The following is a 17,852-nucleotide window of genomic DNA, read 5'->3' on the forward strand; positions in this document are numbered from 1 at the left end:
GTATAGGACGTTTTCCAATTTAAATTTGTACCATCTTCACCGCACGGGCTTTTTTGGCTTTCCGCAGACCAAACCACCATAAAAAAATCATGAACGGCAACATAATATATCCCCAATTTTTCATGCCAAGAAGAATGAAATCATATAAGCCATGAAAAAGGATAGGAAGTATTAAAGAGAGAATCAGCCATTTTCGCTGCTCTTTTTTATCAGAGAAGCGAGCTTTACCTATATAAAACCCCATCACCACACCAAATAAAGCGTGGCTTGATACAGGCAGCAAGGCACGTGTAAACGCGTACTCTACCCCATGACCCACTAAGTACAGAATATTTTCAAGTGTCGCAAATCCAAGCGAGACGCTTGTTCCATAGACAATCCCGTCATAGTGTTCATCAAACTGTACGTGCGCATAGACACTGACCATTAAAATAAACCACTTTAATGATTCTTCTAAAAAACCCGATGTCACAAATGAAATCACGATAGGATTCGTGGCGATATTTTCCTCTTGGAGGACATACTGAATAAACATGGTTGGAAACACAAGTATGACACCTAGCATAAAAGATCTGATGACCATATGAACCGGCTCATTGTCGTATTGATCTTTCAAATAAAAATAACTTAAAAGTGCGATGCCGGGAGCTAAACCTGCTGAAATGATTGCGATCATAATCAGACCTCTTTCCCTACATTATCCTTTATTATCGTACCACGAATCACCCCTTTTTTATATGACTCGAGCCCATTTTCCCAAAAATAATCTTCTATATAATCCCAATTTACATAAAAAAGAACTGAATCCCTTAGAAGGACCCAGTTCTTTTTTTACCCGTTGATTCTTTTGTTGATTTCTTCTGCAATTAACCCGCCATGAAATCTTCCATTTTCAATGAAAATTTCGTTGGCGTTGTTACCAGCTGCAATGACCCCTGCAATGAAAATACCTTCTACATTTGTTTCCATTGTTTGTTCATCAAATGCTGGGCGACCTGATTCTGGATCGATTGTTACACCCATTTTTTCTAAAAATGAATGATCAGGATGATAACCTGTCATCGCAAACACATAATCACTTTTCACTCGATCCGTTTGGCCCTGCTGGTTTGTAAAGACAATATCCTGTTCTGTGATTTCCTTCACCTCTGCACCGAACTCCATTCGAATGGTGCCATTTCGAACAAGCGCTTCAAACTCTGGTAAAATCCAAGGTTTGATGCTGGATGAATATTCAGTTCCTCTATATAAAACCGTCACCCTGCTTCCGCATTTCACAAGTTCCAGGGCAGCATCAACACTAGAGTTCTTCCCGCCGATCACCGTCACATCTTTATCAAAGTAGGGGTGTCCTTCTTTAAAATAATGATACACATGAGGAAGGTCTTCCCCTTTTACATTCATATAGTTAGGATGATCATAGTAGCCAGTCGCAATCACAACATAGTCACATGTATAGTCGTCTTTTGATGTATTTACCGTAAAACGGCCATCTTTTTTCGTCACAGCGTTTACCTTTTCAAAAGCATTCACACGAAGGCTTTTTCGCCTGACCACCTCTCGGTAATAGGAAAGCGCCTGAATACGAACGGGTTTCCGATTTTCAGTGATAAAAGCGACGTCACCGATCTCAAGCTTTTCACTTGTACTGAAGAAGGTTTGGTGTGTAGGGTAATGATAAATACTGTTGACCACATTGCCCTTTTCAATCACAAGTGCATCAATCCCAATTTGCTTGAATGCAATGGCAGCTGATAGACCGCACGGGCCGCCTCCTATTATGATCGCTTTTTCTTGTTTCATTTGTTCCACTCCTGTCGTTTCACTGCAATAACAATTGCTGGGCTGTTTGATTCTTTGCATGATTCCATAAAAAAATCTCCTATTTAAGGATAGGAGATTTTAAGGCGCGATGCAAATAAGTCGCTTAAATCCAGCCTCTGAATCGAGAAGCTTCAGCCATTTTACGTACACCGACCATATATGCTGCTAGTCGCATATCAATACGGCGGTTTTGCGCCATTTCATAAATATTATTAAATGATTTCACCATCATATCTTCTAAACGAGTTTCTACTTCTTCTTCTGTCCAGTAGAACCCTTGGTTATTCTGAACCCATTCAAAGTAAGAAACAGTCACTCCACCCGCACTTGCAAGTACGTCTGGAACAAGCAGTACACCACGATCTGAAAGAATTTTTGTCCCTTCCAATGTCGTTGGTCCATTTGCTGCTTCTACGACAATTTTGGCTTTAATGTTCGCCGCATTATCTTCTGTAATTTGATTTTCAATGGCTGCAGGTACTAAGATATCACAATCTAGCTCAAGCAGCTCTTGGTTTGTAATTGTATCATTAAATAATTTAGTGACGGTTCCAAAGCTGTCACGTCGGTCAAGCAAGTAGTCAATATCGAGACCATCTTCATCATACAAACCGCCGTAAGCATCTGAAATTCCTACGATTTTCGCTCCGGCATCATACATAAATTTAGCCAAGTAACTTCCTGCATTTCCGAATCCCTGAACGACAACACGAGCCCCATTGATGTCAATTCCTTTTTTCTTCGCCGCTTCTTTGATACAGATCGTTACACCTTTTGCCGTTGCAGTGTCACGTCCATGTGAGCCTCCAAGAACAATTGGTTTTCCTGTAATAAATCCTGGCGAGTTAAATTCATCAATTCTAGAATACTCATCCATCATCCATGCCATGATTTGAGAGTTTGTAAACACATCTGGTGCTGGAACATCTTTTGTTGGTCCAACGATTTGACTAATTGCACGAACATAGCCGCGGCTTAGTTTTTCAAGCTCCCTAAATGACATTTCTCTTGGATCACAGATAATACCGCCTTTTCCTCCGCCATAAGGAAGATCCACAATACCACATTTTAAACTCATCCAAATTGAAAGCGCTTTTACTTCTTTTTCAGTAACGTTCGGGTGGAATCGAATTCCGCCTTTTGTTGGACCGACAGCATCATTATGCTGCGCACGATAACCAGTGAAAATTTTCACCGATCCATCATCCATACGTACTGGAATTTTGACCGTTAATAGGCGAATTGGCTCCTTCAGCAATTCATACACTTCTTGCGGATAGCCCAATTTATCAAGCGCTTTATGTATGACGGTTTGAGTTGACTTTAAAACATCTAGCTTATCTTCTGCGTTATGAGCGGCGTTTTGATCGGCTGCCATTAAAATAAACCCCCTAGAAATCTTTCATGATCTACTGCTCCCTTTCAAGCAATAGTATACACCTTCGTACTGGTAAAGCAAAGGTAAAAAGCGTTTTTTATCAAAATAAAATATCAGCGTTTATAAATATAAAAATGGATATAAAAAAATACTGTTGTTTCATCACAACAGTATTAAATATAATAGAAAAAAGTGATTAAAAATACAGTTGAATCGTTTTCACTGCATCTTCCTGCATGATCACTTTTCCGTATTCTTTTAACCGGTGAATGGTTAATGTCGTCGGTGAACCGAACTCCGCTAAAATAGAAATGACCGTATCTGCAGACAGTTCTTCGAAATCATCTAGGCTGAGAAAATATTGACCTTCATAATGGTAAACTGTACCCCCTAAAAGTCCAATACGACTTAAACTACGGGACAATTGAATCACATCTTCAAACGAGGCAAATTGATAGAGCACATGCTTGCTCTCGTCGAGCTTGACTTGCATCTCAATGTAATCTTCATCAAACTCATCATCAGCATCTTCCTGCTGACTCTTTGTCACAATGACGACCATCCCCTGCGCCTGAAGAGAAAATACTTCAACAGCAATCGGTCCATTCGCTTCAAAACCGAGCTCCTGATTCGCTTCGTTCATCATGTCTTTAAACAGCTGATGAACTTTGAACGAATCTTTCCAAAGGTCTTCTTTCGTAAGACCTCGGTCTGTCAGATCATCTAGTGTGAGAAAAATTTTGATTTTATTATAATTCAGACGCTCTAGCCGCATAACGTTCCCTCCTGCCTCTTCTAACACACATCATACTGTAGTATATGAGATGATGAGTCATAGGTTCTTAATTTTGTATTCAGTTTACACTGTGTCAAGACGGAAGACAAGCATGAAGCTATGCTTACGGTGACTTTTATGGAAAATATTGATGGGGCATCAACTTAGCGCGTTTTTAGCGGCATTAAATAGATCAGATGGGTTTCTGGTTCTGCTCCAAGACGCATCGGAATCTTTGTTGTTCCGTAACCATTACTAATCAGAAAGAAAGCACCTTTGACTTGGCCTGTTCTTCCTTTTTCATACGGACCAAATTTCCCAATACGAATTTGACCCCCATGGGTATGACCACTCAAAACAAGATCAATTCCCTCTTCTTCACTCATCAAGTGATGCACATCTGGGTTGTGTGATAAAAGGATATTCACATCTTCTTTGACAAACTCCGGCCGAATCGCTTCATAATCTGCTTTTTCAAGCCGGATATCATCGATTCCGCCTATTTTAATGGGCTGTCCTTCAAAATCCCACACAGTCGTCTCATTTTGCAATGTCGTCACCTGATAGGTATGGAGGATGTCTTTGAGTTTTTGCTGATGCAGCTCATGGTCGTTATTCCCCCACACAAAATACACCGGGGCAATCCTTGCTAAACGTTTCACATTTTCTTCAACTCTAGCATAAGGGACTCCCTTTTCAGCTAAGTCCCCGCCGATCATAATGACATCAGGCTGCTGCTCTTTTACTTCCGCTAATAAAGTATCACTAATTAGACGGCGATGGGTATCAGAAATAAAGAAAATGACTGCAGGTCGATCTGACTGAAGTCCTTCTATTGTAAAGTAATGCTTTTTGATGTTGTTTTGTTTTGCCGTTTTCACCATTTTCGCTGTTACACACACACCTGTTGTCACAGCTGCTATGGCAGCAGTAAATCCGATGGCATATTTCATTATGAATGACTCCCTTGTATCAGCTTTCTTTTATAGGACGCTTGAATGAAAAAAGACGTTTCAACTGTTTAAACGTCTTTTGCTCATTTATTTACTTTCATAATAGAGATTGATGTCATATTGCGTCTGCATGAAGTGGAAAACGGCCTCGCGCTCTTTCCATTGATTTGATTGAGGCCATAAATCTGTGCTTTTCTGTATAATTTCACATCTGAGCTTATGATATTCATCCTCAGCCTTTTCTTCTTTTTTCTTATAATAATACGATGCGTAAAAAGCAAACACTTCAGCCATGATCCAAAACAGAAATACCTCATGGCCAAGCAATGTGGCAATCATCGCTTCCGGCTGCAGGGAGCCCCCGCTATTAGCTGTTATCACAAAATAAAACAGAAGAATCGCAAGTGATAAAAGGGCTGTCCATTGCCACCTTTTGCATTGTTTTGCAAATCCCTCGTATTTGCGCTTCCTTTTGATCAATGTTTCAATCATTTTCTGTGTCGGCTGATCCATATAGCGGCTGATTGCGTGCAATGTCATCACATACACCCTTGTCCCTTTTTTCTACATATGTATGTGCTTTTCGATTCATTCATGTCAAATATTAATTTTCTAATGGGATATTCAATACTTGTCCGCTGTACACGCTATTTCCTTTTAAATGATTGTAAGCTCGAATTTTCTCTTCCCCTGATCGGTTTTGATAATACTTCATGGAAATTCGATACAAGTTTTCCTCTGGTCCAACAGTATGCTGCACGACACGAACAGGCTTTTCTTCCTGCTTCTTCTTCTCTTCTGCTTCTTTTCGCTTTTTCTCTTCCTGCTGTTTTTGAAGAGCGAGCTGTTGCTGCTCACGCTTTTTTGCAGCTTCGGCCTTTTCACGCTCAGCCTTCTCTTTAGCGGCTTGTTCTTTTTTCTTTTGCTCTGCTTTTTCTTTTGAACGCTGCTTTTCTTTATCAGCATCTTTCTTTTTCTTCTCATCATCAGACGCATCCGCTTTGTCAGCGCTTGAATCATTTTTTGTGTCAACAAGTGCTGACGTGACTGGATCTGTGTCAGCACTCGATGTTTTATCAATATAAACACCTTGATTGTTGTTATCGTTAATTTCCTTTGATGTGTAATAAATCAACAGGAAGAAAACCGTGACGACAATAATAGGAAAGATAATAGCCAGTGTCGTAAACAATGGATTACGCACTTTTTTGGTTCGCTGCTTTTTATATTCATGAAAATCTTCTCGTGTAGGAAAGTGAGAGTCATCTGAAGGATGCACTTTTTCTTCTTCAAGATTTTCCTCTACATCATCATCATGAATGTTTGTCAGCTGCTGCTTTTTTCTCTTCATTCTCGACATTTCTTCCATGTTCATCCCTCCCCCAATTTTTAAAACGAATTTGACATGCAAAGACTAGGTCAATGACAAAGTGTGTCATGACAGGAACGAATAAATTTCCTGTCCACTCGTATAAAAGTCCTAAAAAAATACTAATAGAAACCACAAGGATAAACAAGAGTATTTTTGACAAGTAGCGAAAGTGAAGAAGTGCAAACACAATGCTTGCAATCTCCAGTCCAAATTGCTGCTGAACGATCCCGCGAAATAAAATTTCTTCTGAAAAGGCAATGAGCAGCGTTAACCAAACAATATGCGGGATGCTGCGGTTTTTGAACATTTTTTCATTTAATCCGCCATCATCATACATATGAGCTGGAAACACCTTCATGACAATAGCGTCGACAATAATCACAAGCAAAGCGCCGCCAATTCCGTAAGTCAGGATACGCATATCTCGGATCTGCCACAGGGCTGTAAAATCAGTCCAATGATCAAACATAAACATCCCTAGTAAAAAAGAGACAATCAGCATGAGCAGCTGTGTGAAATACAACTGTTCTACTACTTGTCGATCGGTTAATTTTTCAATAATACGGCGATGTTGTTCAATCAATGCTGCGCCTCTTTTGTCAGATGAAATAGACGATCCAGCTCGGTCTTCCAGTGTTTCATTTCATTCAGCTCCAATGGTTGATCTTTTTTTTCGTAATCAGACAGGTCAAGTCCGCATGAAGAACAGCAGTTCCCAAATGAAGCGTCCTCCGTTAGATCAAGCTGCTCATCAAAGTATGATAACAGAGATTGCCTAAAGCAGCGATGGCCAGTGATATGCTCTTTAAACTGCCACACTTTTTTTAGCTTTTCTGTTTGTCTATCCTGCAGCTTTTCTTTCAGCTTCTTCATGAGCAAACGGGGCTGTTCAGTTTGGTACATCGTGTAATAATGCGAGAGCATTCGCGCACGCGTCTCCTGAAGCCCTGCTTCCACCAATTGTTCACGTAATTTCTTTTCATCATTGATCGGCATTTGTGATACTCGGGCTAAGAAAAAATCAATTTCTGGATCATCAAAACCTTCTGCTTGAATCAAATGACTTTGAATATCCGCATCCTCTTCTGTATATAAAAGAACGCTCACACTATTTTTACCGTCCCGTCCAGCTCTTCCAATTTCCTGCATAAATGCTTCAATTGACTGAGGCGGACTCATATGAATCACAAATCGTATATTTGCTTTATCAATTCCCATTCCAAAAGCACTTGTACAGCAAATGAGATCAATTTGACCACTGATAAATTGCTGCTGGATCAGCATGCGGTCCCCCGACTCCATTCCGCCATGATAAAACTCTACACGTTGATGCGTTTTTTGTTTCACCAAACGTGAGATATCTTCTGTCATTTGCCGGGTCGGACAATAAATCAGCCCAGGCCCTTGAAGGGTTTCCACAAGCTCAAGTGCTCGTTTCTCTTTTGCTTCTTTCGTTTCATGCACCTCTTTTAATAGTGCAATATTCGGCCGGTTAACTGAATGAATATGAACATCTGGATGCTCTAGCCGCAACGTTTGCACAGTATCTTTTAAGGTTTGTTTCGTCGCAGTTGCCGTTAGTGCTAAGGCGACAGGATTGCCGAGCGCTTCTCTCCATTCTCCAAGCTTGGAGTATTCCGGGCGGAAATCATGTCCCCATTCCGATATACAGTGAGCTTCATCTACAACGAATAGACCCACATGCATCGCTTTGAGCTGCTCTAACAATACCTCTGACATAAGCGTCTCAGGTGCGACAAATAAAAATTTATATGATGGCAAATGCCGAATAATATGTCTTCTTTCCTGAAAGGACAGTGTACTGTTAAGCGCAGCCACTCGCTTTTCACCGCGCATTTTCATGCGTTCCACTTGATCTTCCATGAGTGATAAAAGAGGTGAAATGATCAGCACTAACCCGTCTGTCAAATAGCCCGGAATTTGATAACAAAGTGACTTCCCGCCACCAGTAGGAAGCATGGCAACCGTATCTTTTTGTTGAAGTACACTTCGAATAATGTCCTCCTGACCTGTTTTGAAGGCATCATAACCAAAGTATCGCATCAGCGTCTGATGAAGCTTATCCACTTGCTTTCACCATCCTTGTCAATGCCAATCGTATTTGAAAATAAGTAAATGAATGCTCGAGACTTTCTTTGATCAGCTTCATCTTGTTGGTTTGGAGCTGACCGGCTACCTCATGTATCGCCTGTTGAGCTTCACTGCTGACATATGGTTCGATCGAGAAGCTCGGCTCATGTATCGAGAGCTCCACAATATGATCTTCAATTGTCGCTTTTTTTAATGAACGAATATGAGCAATTTGATCAATACTGAACCCTTTTTGTACAAGCTCAAGCGTTTTATGGGTAGAGGTGGTCAGCACACGTTTGAATTGAAGATCATCTATCATTCGCTGGATGATCGGTGCCTCACCTTTTTGCGCACATTGAATAAAATAATGGAGCACATTCCAAAAAAGCAAGTAAACATACCATACATCTTCTTTCATCCATTCCGCCATTTGCTGGTACGTCCGTCCGATTCTTTCATTGGAAGTCAATGAATAAACAAAAAGCAGTGCCTCTTGATCAGTTAAATGAGCAAGAAGTGTTTCAAGCTCATGATGGATATCTTCAGAAAGCTTTTTCTTCTGGTGATATTGCGAGAAGAAGGATTTTGTCCAGTTTTGAACCGATATATCTCTTTGAATCGGCACATAGTGTTGTGACCCCGCTGCATGATGTGAAAGGACCTGCACAAGTAAAGACAGTCTCATCCATAACACCTTTGCTTTATCATGATACTTGGCACCATTAAAATAAACTGGCATCGGTTTTTCAGTGAAACACTGCCTGAGCATACTTATTCCTGCATCTGTGGCGATGAATGTATCCCCTGTCTTTCTGATGAAGTGCTGCTCTTTTAGCCTTTGTACAGAGCGGTTCAACTGATCCCTCGTAAAAGCTGGATAGCAGCCGAAGTAGCTAGAAAGCTGAAACAAACTTGCATCCTGTATCGTTTGTGATGATTTTTTCCCTTTAAAAAGATGGTAGACAGCACTAATGGAGCGTTCGCCGTTCAATTTATGTACGCTGTCCATCAACATGACATCCAAGTAATGAATCGTCATTGACCAAAGCACCTGTCTTCCTGACAAAATTCGAATATTTTCTCCCTTTATTTTAACAGATTTCATTGAAGAAGAAATGTTTAAACTCAATTAATGGGGGAAAGTTATGAACAAACCCTTATGTGATAAGCATTCTCAATCACTTTACAGTTGAAATGTGAATTTAAAATCATTACAATAAGGTTTGAGGAAATTGGTTTTTTATCGGTGAAACTAAAAAGGTTAAACCATTTGTTCCATCGAACAATCTGGGAGGTATTTTTTTAACATGGCAAAATATACAATTGTAGACAAAGACACATGTATTGCTTGCGGCGCATGCGGTGCAGCTGCTCCAGACATTTATGATTATGATGATGAAGGCATTGCATTTGTCACGCTTGATGACAATCAGGGGACTGTAGAAGTTCCAGAAGTACTTGAAGAAGATATGCTTGATGCATTTGAAGGTTGCCCAACTGACTCAATCAAAGTTGCGGACGAATCTTTCGATGGTGATCCACTTAAGCATGAATAGGATAAAAGCCCCTTTAAAAGGGGCTTTTTTTATATTAACTATTTTGAAGTCGGCGTTTATTTTCAAACCATGGACGCATTTTGACAAAAATGAAACTAAAGACGATGGTGATGATGATTCCTTTAATAAAGTTAAAAGGTAAGATTCCTGCTGTAATGGTTGTTTTAAGCGCATGATCTGATAGTTCAGGTGCGTTTAAAAACCATGTGTACGCTGGAAGGAACAAGAAGTAATTTAAAATGCTCATCATGACGGTCATAAGCACTGTACCGATGACCATTGACCACGCCATTCCTCTTGCTGATTTGATTTTTTTAAACATAAAAGCGACTGGCAAAATGAATAATGTGCCTGCAATGAAATTGGCTACTTGCCCAACAGGAACACCGGACATACTGCCCTGAATGAGGTAATGTAGTACATTTTTTAAAGCCTCAACGGCAATCCCTGCACCTGGCCCATAAATCAAAATCGCAATAATCGCCGGAATATCGCTAAAATCAATTTTTAAATACGCTGGAAGTCCCGGAAAAGGGAAATCTAATAAAATTAATACAAACGAAATACTGCTAAGCATACTGGTAACAACTAAACGTTTTACTCTACTTTGATTCAATATTCTCTCTCCTTTTCGATCAAATCTTTCGAAAAGAGGATTGTTCAATTTTAGCCACAAAAAAACCGCTCTGAATACATACACAGGAGCGGGAAATTTAGGCTACACAAATAAACGTATAAACAGACATGTTTTCAACGTTTACGAACCTCCATCTTCTCCCATCCAGACTATACTGTCGGCTTCGGAATCACACCGAATCCTGCCAAAAAAGGCTCGCGGGCTTAGAGACTATGCCTCATCACCGCCGGTAGGGAATTACACCCTGCCCCGAAGATTGATCATTATTCAATTCGACATCATTATATATGATATATGAGCATTTGTACAGATAAAAATCCTGAGCAAATTCATCAGTTTTAAGAAATCGTAAAAAACCTAAAATTTATAATGACAAATGCGTAAAAATTGGTTATCTTTTGTTTAAAGGTGTCCATTCTTGATCAAGACACTAAAAAATGTTCGTGTTTTCTTTTTCGCTTTACTGCTTTAATTTGATTGACACAGTGAAAAGGAATATGGTAAATTATCAGATATTTATGACGTTTATTTTAGGAGGAAATCTTACGATGTTTCGAGTATTAGTCTCAGATAAGATGAGCAATGATGGTCTTTTACCACTATTAGAATCAGATTTTGTTGAAATTGTTCAAAAAAATGTAACAGAAGCAGAAGATGAATTACACACGTTTGATGCCTTACTTGTCAGAAGTGCCACAAAAGTGACAAAAGAACTTTATGAAAAAATGACTTCATTAAAAATTGTTGGCCGTGCCGGTGTGGGAGTCGACAACATTGACATTGATGAAGCAACAAAACACGGTGTGATTGTCATCAATGCACCAAATGGAAATACGATTTCAACGGCAGAGCATACGTTTGCGATGATCTCATCTCTCATGCGTCATATTCCTCAGGCGAATATTTCTGTTAAATCAAAAGAATGGAACAGAGGCGCATATGTCGGTGCTGAGCTTTACGGAAAATCTCTTGGGATTGTTGGCTTAGGCAGAATTGGAAGTGAAATCGCCCAGCGTGCAAGAGCATTTGGCATGACGGTCAACGTATTTGACCCTTTCCTCACAAAAGAACGTGCCGAAAAAATTGGTGTCAATGCAAAATCACTTGATGAAGTGCTTGAAGTATCAGATATTATTACGGTACATACACCTTTAACAAAAGAAACTAGAGGACTTCTCAATAAAGAAACAATCGCAAAAACGAAAAAAGGTGTTCGTCTAGTGAACTGCGCACGTGGCGGCATCATTGACGAACGAGACCTTCTTGAAGCACTTGAAAATGGTCATGTCGCAGGGGCTGCTCTCGATGTATTTGAAGTAGAACCACCTACTGAGAATCCACTTGTGGATCATCCAAACGTCATTGCCACTCCGCATCTTGGTGCATCTACAAAAGAAGCACAATTAAATGTGGCGGCACAAGTCTCTGAAGAAGTTCTTCAATTTGCAAAAGGACTCCCGGTCATGTCATCTATTAATCTACCAGCGATGACAAAAGACGAGTTCAAAAAAATCCAGCCTTATCATCAATTTGCAGGAAAACTTGGACGTCTTGTTTCTCAATCGATGAGAGAACCTGTAAAAGAAGTCAGCATTTCATATGAAGGATCTATCGCAAAACTCGAAACATCGTTTATTACAAAAAGTCTGCTTTCTGGCTTTTTGAAAGAGCGTGTCGATTCGACTGTAAATGAAGTCAATGCTGGTATGGTGGCAAAAGAACGTGGCATTAGCTTTAGCGAGAAAATTTCTTCAAGCGAATCTGGCTATGAGAACAGCATTTCCATTGAAGTCAAAGGTGACCTTTCCACCTTTACATTAAAAGCAACGTATATCCCGCATCTAGGTGAGCGTGTCGTTTCTATTAATGGTTTCAATATTGACTTTTACCCAGATGGACACCTTGTCTATATTCAGCACACTGACGCACCTGGTGTGATCGGTCAAGTTGGAAAGATTTTAGGCGACCACGATGTGAACATTGCGACAATGCAAGTAGGCCGTAAAGAAAAAGGCGGCGAAGCCATCATGATGCTTTCTTTTGATAAGCACCTTGAAGATGAAATTGTCCAAACGTTAACTAAAGTGAGCGATATTCTTTCTGTACGTCTGATTGACCTATAAAAAAATGGTAAACCTCATGCTTTTGCATGAGGTTTATTTTGTTGAAACGATTAAACGTTCACCTGTACGTATGAGATTCTTTGTCAGTGCATTGATTTTCTTCAATTGATCAACGGTCATTTGATGTGCTTTAGCAATAGACCAGAGCGTGTCCCCTCGTTGTATGACATATGTATGTTTCTCATATCCATCTACATGGAGGGCTGGCTCTTGGAAACGATCTCTTGCAATGATTGTGAGCGGATCTACTGCATCTTCTTTACTAACTGACCAATTACCCCTGTGCACCTCAAAATGCAAATGAGTGCCCCTAGAGGCGCCTGTGTTGCCTATGATGCCGATCGGCTGCCCTGTTTGTACATGGTCACCATTCTTTACAAAACGCGCATTTAAATGCGCATAGACGGTTTCATATCCATTTGGATGCCGAATAAATACAACTTCACCATATGTAGCAGATACATAGGAACGAGTAACCACACCTTCGCTAGCAGCCAAAATGGATTCTCCTTCTGGTGCAGCAATGTCTAACCCCTTATGCGAACCACCTCTTGTCCCAAACAAATCAGTGACTTCACCTTTGATTGGTTCCACCCACTCGGTTGTTTTCTCTGCATGGGCAAACGGTGATAAGGTCAAGAACAAGAAACAGCTAGCACATATGTAGCAATACCTTTTCATCAGTGACTTCCCTTCTTTGAAGTTCTTTTCATGACAGCTTAGTATACCTCAAGGAAGCCCTTTTCTATACATGAAAAAAGAACGCAATAAGTTGCGTCCTTTAGCGTTCTTTGATAACAACTGGGTTTGGCAGTGCCGGTACCTCTAGCGGTTCTTTTAATTCATATGGGCCTACTTGATCTGTTCCTGCATTTTGTATCGTGACATCTGTAAAACCGAAATCTTTCGCTGTGAGCAGCAGTCCTTCAATAAGTAAAATATGATCAATTGAGTCCGTTAATTGTGCTGATGCTCCAAACGTGATGGTTGCATGTTTACCTTTTGATGTCACTTTTTTAATAGGCTCTTCTTTAATGAGTGGATCGAGTCCTGCATCATTCGCCCGCTTCATCGCCTCTACTGCATCTTTATAAGAAGGATAATCATCTTTTGAGGGCACCAAAAATGTCCCGCTCTTATTTTCTAAAACGTAGTAAGCATGCTTTGTTTGTTTATTAATTGAAATGGTACCAAGACGGCCATTCGTCCCTAATTGAAGGTGCGAGCCATTGACAGACTTGACCTGTACTTGTTTATATTGGCTCCATTTTAACGTTTCTTTGACCATGTCTTTAAAACGGTTGGCTTCTTTTAACGTATCAAGAGACAAATCATTTTTCAGCTGAAAAATCAGTGTATCCCCTTTTTCACTCACATCCACCATATCCATATAGGCTTGAAGAGGTTTTGTCATTTCAGGCAGCTCCAGTTTTTCGTATGTATCAAGAAGCGCCTGCACATCATCATGCTTATTTTCTTTTTGAATACTGATTGGGACAACTTGAGAAGTCGATTCATCTATGTATGAAATCGTCATATACTTTTCTTTGTCAGATGCATAAGCAACATGTGAAGGATCATTTGTGTTTTTTACCGCCTCTAATGTAGCATTCACCTGTCCTTTTTCAGCACTCGAGTCCATTTTCACTTTCTTTATATCTTGAGCAGCCGGCTGAAATAAATGAGGAGAAATCAAAAACGCCATAAATAAGACCACAACGGTTGCGACCGCTGGACCGATCCATCTGGCACTTTTCTTTTTCTTCCCGCTTGCCATCAGCATTTGCTGGTAAATCTGCTTAGATGAACGGTTGTCCTCCACCTTTGGAAGCTGACTGAGTAATACTTTAATTCGTTCTTCGCTCCAATTGGACCTGTTCGTTTTCATTCACTAGCTCCTCCTTCAAAAGCTCCATATGTTTTCGGAGCACTTTCAGGCCTCGGTGCTGCGTTGTTTTGACTTTGCTTTCCGAGAACTTTAGCGCCTTGGCCGTCTCCATGATTGAGTAGCCTTGGATAAACCTTAAAATGATGACGGCTCGTTGATCAATGGTGCAATGATCAAGTGCGGCATAAATTTCTTTGATATTTTCATCCTGTACAGCCAATTCATCTGGGAGCAGGTCTGGATCTTTTACATCCTGTTTATCCCAATCAAACGTGCCGAGCACCCGTTGTCTGATGGTTTGCTGTTTGCGAAACCAGTCAATTGCCACATGCCTTGCAATTGAAAACAGCCATGTTTTCTCGCTGCTTCTTCCTTCAAAAGTTTTATATGAGTGAAGTACCCGAATGTAAACCTCCTGCACGAGATCCTCTGCCTGATTTTTATCTTTTACCATATAAAATAAAAATTGGTACAAATCTTGATGGTACGAATCATATATTTTTTGAAAGGTTTCATGCATAGGAAACCCCTCCGTTCACTTATTTTTGTCGAGTGACTCTCACAAAACGTTACATTACAACTTTATGACAAATATATTACAAGATCGACAATTTGGAAAGGGCTTTTTGTTTAACTTCTCCTTAAAAATATGAAAATAGAAAAAACACTTCATTTTCTTTCGAAAAGAAGTGTTTCTCATGTAACAAGATTCTTCGTCAAGATTAGACGAGTTCCTGCTTTTTTTTCGGAATATAGAAAGTGAAGTGAGTACCTGTTCCAGCTTTACTATGTGCATGAATGGAGCCTTGATGCGCTTCTACGATGTTTTTCACAATCGCAAGGCCCAGCCCCGTACCGGAACGTCCTCTTGTTCTTGCTTTATCTGCTTTATAGAACCGTTCAAAAATAAACGGGAGATCCTCTTCAGGAATGCCGCTTCCCGAATCTTTCACATCCATCTTGAGCCCATTTTCCACCGATTGAACTGAGAAGTGAACTTCTCCGCCTTCTGGTGTATGACGAATGGCATTATCGATGAGATTTGTAAAAACCTGTTCTATTTTATCTGGATCAAATACAAAATACGGTTCTTCTACTTGAATTTCATACGTCAGGTTGATTTGTTTTTCTTTCGCAATTCCAAGGAATTTACGGTAAATTTTTTCAGTCAGCTCTTCTGTATCAGTTGATTCAAGATTCAGTGTAATATGACCAGCTTCCATACGTGCGAGATCGAGAAGATCATTCACAAGACGCCCCATTCGAAGTGATTCATCATAGATAATTTGGGCAATCTCTTTCTTTTCCTCTTCAGATCCGGCAATGTCATCGACAATCGCTTCACTATAGCCCTGGAGCATAGCAATAGGTGTGCGGAGTTCATGACTAACATTTGCAATGAAGTCTTTTCTTAGCTTATCCAGTCTTCTCTCTTCTGTCATATCGCGAAGTACCGCTACCGCTCCTCTGACATCTTGCTGATTATAAAGCGGAGACATGAGAAGAACCCAAGTACGCCCTTGCAGCGTGACTTCGATCATTTGCTCTTTTTCCGTACTGACGGCAGTATGAAACAATTCACGCGCTTCTGGCGGCAGTTCATCCCCATCTTTGATCTTCATATTTTGCTCGTAATACCAAGCCTGCAAGAATCTTTCTGCAGGAGGATTTGTCATGAGGATCGTTCCATCAATATTGATCGTGATGACACCGTCTGCCATACTGCTCAGAATGTTGGACAAATGTTCTTTTTCTTGATTTAAAGCGGTTATATGAAATTTAAGCTGCTTACCCATTTGATTAAAGGCGATCGCCAGTTCCCCAATTTCGTCTTGCGTTAAAATAGGAATCTTTGTATCAAATTTCCCTTTCGCCAAATCTTGTGCTCCCTCTCTCATCTTTCTGAGAGGGTAGGTGACACGAGTGGATAAGAAGAAAGCGAAAATTGTCGTCAGCACAATCGCAATTCCGGCTGCGAGGAAGATATAACGCGTCGTATGTTTTGTTGTCTGCTCTACAGCGAGGAGGGATTGAGAAAGAAAGACCATCCCTTTCTTTCCGTTCGCCTCGTAAGGAACACCTACTACAATGCGCTCATCCTTCTGATTGCCTGTATCAGATTCAGCTCGTTTACTGATTTTTTTTCGTTCTGTCAGTGCTTTGTTCAAATCTTTGTCTGCTTCAATTTGTTCTTTTGTGATCGCAGGAAGCTTCCCGCCTTTTTCAGACGAATACCATTCTAGTCCATCCTCTTGAACAATCGCGATACTTGTCAATTTATCAGCTAGTTCTGATGTAATCGATCTTGCTAGTGATTGATCCTCATGGCTTTCTAAAATGACTGCTACTTTGTTGGCCATTTGTGTTAAGTCAGACTTTGCTTCTTCCACATGGTAATTCTCAATGAACTCTAAAAGAAGCACAGTTAAAATCGATAAAACAATGAGCACGAGGAAAAGAATGGTCAACCATAGCTTTCCTACGACACTTTTCCACAGCTTCATTCAGCGCCGACCTCAAATTTGTACCCGACACCCCATACTGTCACGATTTTTTTCGCTGCTTCTGGTGACACTTTATTTAGTTTTTCGCGAAGCCTTTTGACGTGGGTATCCACTGTTCTCAGATCCCCAAAGAATTCATACTGCCACACTTCTTTGAGAAGCTTTTCCCTGTCATAGACCTTATCCGGCGTTTTTGCCAAGAAGTACAAAAGTTCGTATTCCTTCGGCGTGAGGCTGACTTCTTTTCCATCTGCTGTGACCCGGTGTGCATCATGATCAATGGATAGATGAGAAAACACGAGAACATCTTTTGTGGTTGTTCCAGTATTAAGGTATGACGTTTGCGACGATCTTCTTAGCAGTGCTTTCACACGAAGAACCACTTCACGCGGGCTGAAAGGTTTGACGATATAATCATCCGTTCCTGCCTCAAAACCTTGCACACGGTTGGCTTCCTCACCTTTTGCTGTCAGCATAATAATTGGTGTGGCTTTTTTATCTCGAATTTGATTACACACTTCGATCCCATCTGTCCCAGGCATCATTAAATCAAGCAAAATGAGGTCATAATCGGTTTGAAGTCCTTTTTGAATGGCTTCATCCCCATTTTCCGCTTCATCAATTTCATAATTTTCCCGTTCTAAATACATTTTTAAAAGGCGGCGAATTCTTGCCTCGTCATCGACGACTAATATTTTCGTTTGAGTTGTGTGTTCCATTAGACAATCCTCCTGCTTTCTCCGTTGTT

General features: G+C 40.4%; 18 protein-coding genes and 1 riboswitch. Of the genes, 2 read left to right on the forward strand and 16 right to left on the reverse strand.

The genetic code is table 11. The annotated features are described in order from the left end of the window. Positions 1–19: 19 nt before the first annotated feature. The 10 genes from prsW to LCD34_RS01170 form a co-directional block, all read right to left on the reverse strand. The gene (gene prsW / locus LCD34_RS01125; RefSeq protein WP_008344507.1) at positions 20–676 is read right to left on the reverse strand and encodes a glutamic-type intramembrane protease PrsW; all 657 of its coding nucleotides are present in this window, start codon (positions 674–676) and stop codon (positions 20–22) included. Positions 677–831: 155 nt separating this feature from the next. Further along, positions 832–1,803, reverse strand: a complete 972-nt coding sequence (locus tag LCD34_RS01130) for a YpdA family putative bacillithiol disulfide reductase (protein WP_024718498.1) — start codon at positions 1,801–1,803, stop codon at positions 832–834. A gap of 124 nt (positions 1,804–1,927) precedes the next feature. Further along, positions 1,928–3,202, reverse strand: coding sequence for a Glu/Leu/Phe/Val family dehydrogenase (locus LCD34_RS01135; protein WP_007500982.1), 1,275 nt, complete (start codon positions 3,200–3,202; stop codon positions 1,928–1,930). A gap of 196 nt (positions 3,203–3,398) precedes the next feature. Next, on the reverse strand, positions 3,399–3,977 hold the full coding sequence (locus LCD34_RS01140) for a genetic competence negative regulator (RefSeq protein WP_168948716.1): 579 nt from the start codon (positions 3,975–3,977) through the stop codon (positions 3,399–3,401). Between the two features lie 164 nt (positions 3,978–4,141). After that, positions 4,142–4,930 carry a metallophosphoesterase gene (locus LCD34_RS01145; protein ID WP_210552092.1) on the reverse strand — a complete coding sequence of 263 codons (789 nt, stop codon included), beginning with the start codon at positions 4,928–4,930 and terminating at the stop codon, positions 4,142–4,144. 87 nt (positions 4,931–5,017) lie between these two features. Next, complete coding sequence (locus LCD34_RS01150; RefSeq protein ID WP_007500988.1) at positions 5,018–5,470, reverse strand: DUF2663 family protein; 453 nt, start codon at positions 5,468–5,470, stop codon at positions 5,018–5,020. A gap of 64 nt (positions 5,471–5,534) precedes the next feature. Beyond that, a complete protein-coding gene (locus tag LCD34_RS01155) occupies positions 5,535–6,299 on the reverse strand; it encodes a LysM peptidoglycan-binding domain-containing protein (RefSeq protein WP_224558424.1) in 765 nt (254 codons plus the stop codon). Beyond that, positions 6,244–6,885, reverse strand: a complete 642-nt coding sequence (locus LCD34_RS01160) for a CPBP family intramembrane glutamic endopeptidase (RefSeq protein WP_224558425.1) — start codon at positions 6,883–6,885, stop codon at positions 6,244–6,246. Before LCD34_RS01160 ends, LCD34_RS01155 begins: the two co-directional genes overlap by 56 nt. Beyond that, a complete protein-coding gene (locus tag LCD34_RS01165) occupies positions 6,882–8,390 on the reverse strand; it encodes a RecQ family ATP-dependent DNA helicase (RefSeq protein ID WP_224558426.1) in 1,509 nt (502 codons plus the stop codon). The genes LCD34_RS01160 and LCD34_RS01165 overlap by 4 nt, the downstream gene beginning before the upstream one ends. After that, the gene (locus LCD34_RS01170; RefSeq protein ID WP_224558427.1) at positions 8,383–9,435 is read right to left on the reverse strand and encodes a helix-turn-helix domain-containing protein; all 1,053 of its coding nucleotides are present in this window, start codon (positions 9,433–9,435) and stop codon (positions 8,383–8,385) included. Before LCD34_RS01170 ends, LCD34_RS01165 begins: the two co-directional genes overlap by 8 nt. Before the next feature lie 268 nt (positions 9,436–9,703). On the opposite strand from LCD34_RS01170, the gene LCD34_RS01175 reads away from it, so the two are divergent. Beyond that, positions 9,704–9,952 carry a ferredoxin gene (locus LCD34_RS01175; protein ID WP_008361239.1) on the forward strand — a complete coding sequence of 83 codons (249 nt, stop codon included), beginning with the start codon at positions 9,704–9,706 and terminating at the stop codon, positions 9,950–9,952. A gap of 34 nt (positions 9,953–9,986) precedes the next feature. On the opposite strand, the gene LCD34_RS01180 is transcribed toward LCD34_RS01175, so the two are convergent. After that, complete coding sequence (locus LCD34_RS01180; RefSeq protein WP_019744031.1) at positions 9,987–10,568, reverse strand: ECF transporter S component; 582 nt, start codon at positions 10,566–10,568, stop codon at positions 9,987–9,989. Positions 10,569–10,717: 149 nt separating this feature from the next. Beyond that, a riboswitch (FMN riboswitch) is annotated at positions 10,718–10,850 on the reverse strand. 287 nt (positions 10,851–11,137) lie between these two features. Between LCD34_RS01180 and serA the strand changes: the two genes are divergently transcribed. Further along, on the forward strand, positions 11,138–12,712 hold the full coding sequence (gene serA, locus LCD34_RS01185) for a phosphoglycerate dehydrogenase (RefSeq protein ID WP_008344488.1): 1,575 nt from the start codon (positions 11,138–11,140) through the stop codon (positions 12,710–12,712). A 33-nt stretch (positions 12,713–12,745) separates the two neighbouring features. On the opposite strand, the gene LCD34_RS01190 is transcribed toward serA, so the two are convergent. From LCD34_RS01190 to LCD34_RS01210, 5 genes are all read right to left on the reverse strand, one after another. Then, entirely contained in the window at positions 12,746–13,393 is a 648-nt protein-coding gene (locus LCD34_RS01190) for a M23 family metallopeptidase (protein WP_224558428.1), read from the reverse strand. A 100-nt stretch (positions 13,394–13,493) separates the two neighbouring features. Then, positions 13,494–14,600 (reverse strand): hypothetical protein, encoded by a 1,107-nt coding sequence (locus LCD34_RS01195; RefSeq protein ID WP_017359775.1) that lies wholly within the window; start codon positions 14,598–14,600, stop codon positions 13,494–13,496. Then, positions 14,560–15,120, reverse strand: a complete 561-nt coding sequence (gene sigX / locus LCD34_RS01200) for an RNA polymerase sigma factor SigX (protein ID WP_007501006.1) — start codon at positions 15,118–15,120, stop codon at positions 14,560–14,562. The genes LCD34_RS01195 and sigX overlap by 41 nt, the downstream gene beginning before the upstream one ends. 202 nt (positions 15,121–15,322) lie before the next feature. After that, positions 15,323–17,104, reverse strand: a complete 1,782-nt coding sequence (locus LCD34_RS01205) for an ATP-binding protein (protein WP_017359776.1) — start codon at positions 17,102–17,104, stop codon at positions 15,323–15,325. Beyond that, positions 17,101–17,823: a response regulator transcription factor gene (locus tag LCD34_RS01210; RefSeq protein ID WP_003215596.1), complete on the reverse strand. Its 723-nt coding sequence runs from the start codon at positions 17,821–17,823 to the stop codon at positions 17,101–17,103. The genes LCD34_RS01205 and LCD34_RS01210 overlap by 4 nt, the downstream gene beginning before the upstream one ends. Between the last annotated feature and the right edge of the window lie 29 nt (positions 17,824–17,852).

It is taken from the genome of Bacillus sp. RAR_M1_44, from assembly GCF_020165935.1.
Classification (GTDB): Bacteria; Bacillota; Bacilli; order Bacillales; family Bacillaceae; genus Bacillus; species Bacillus altitudinis.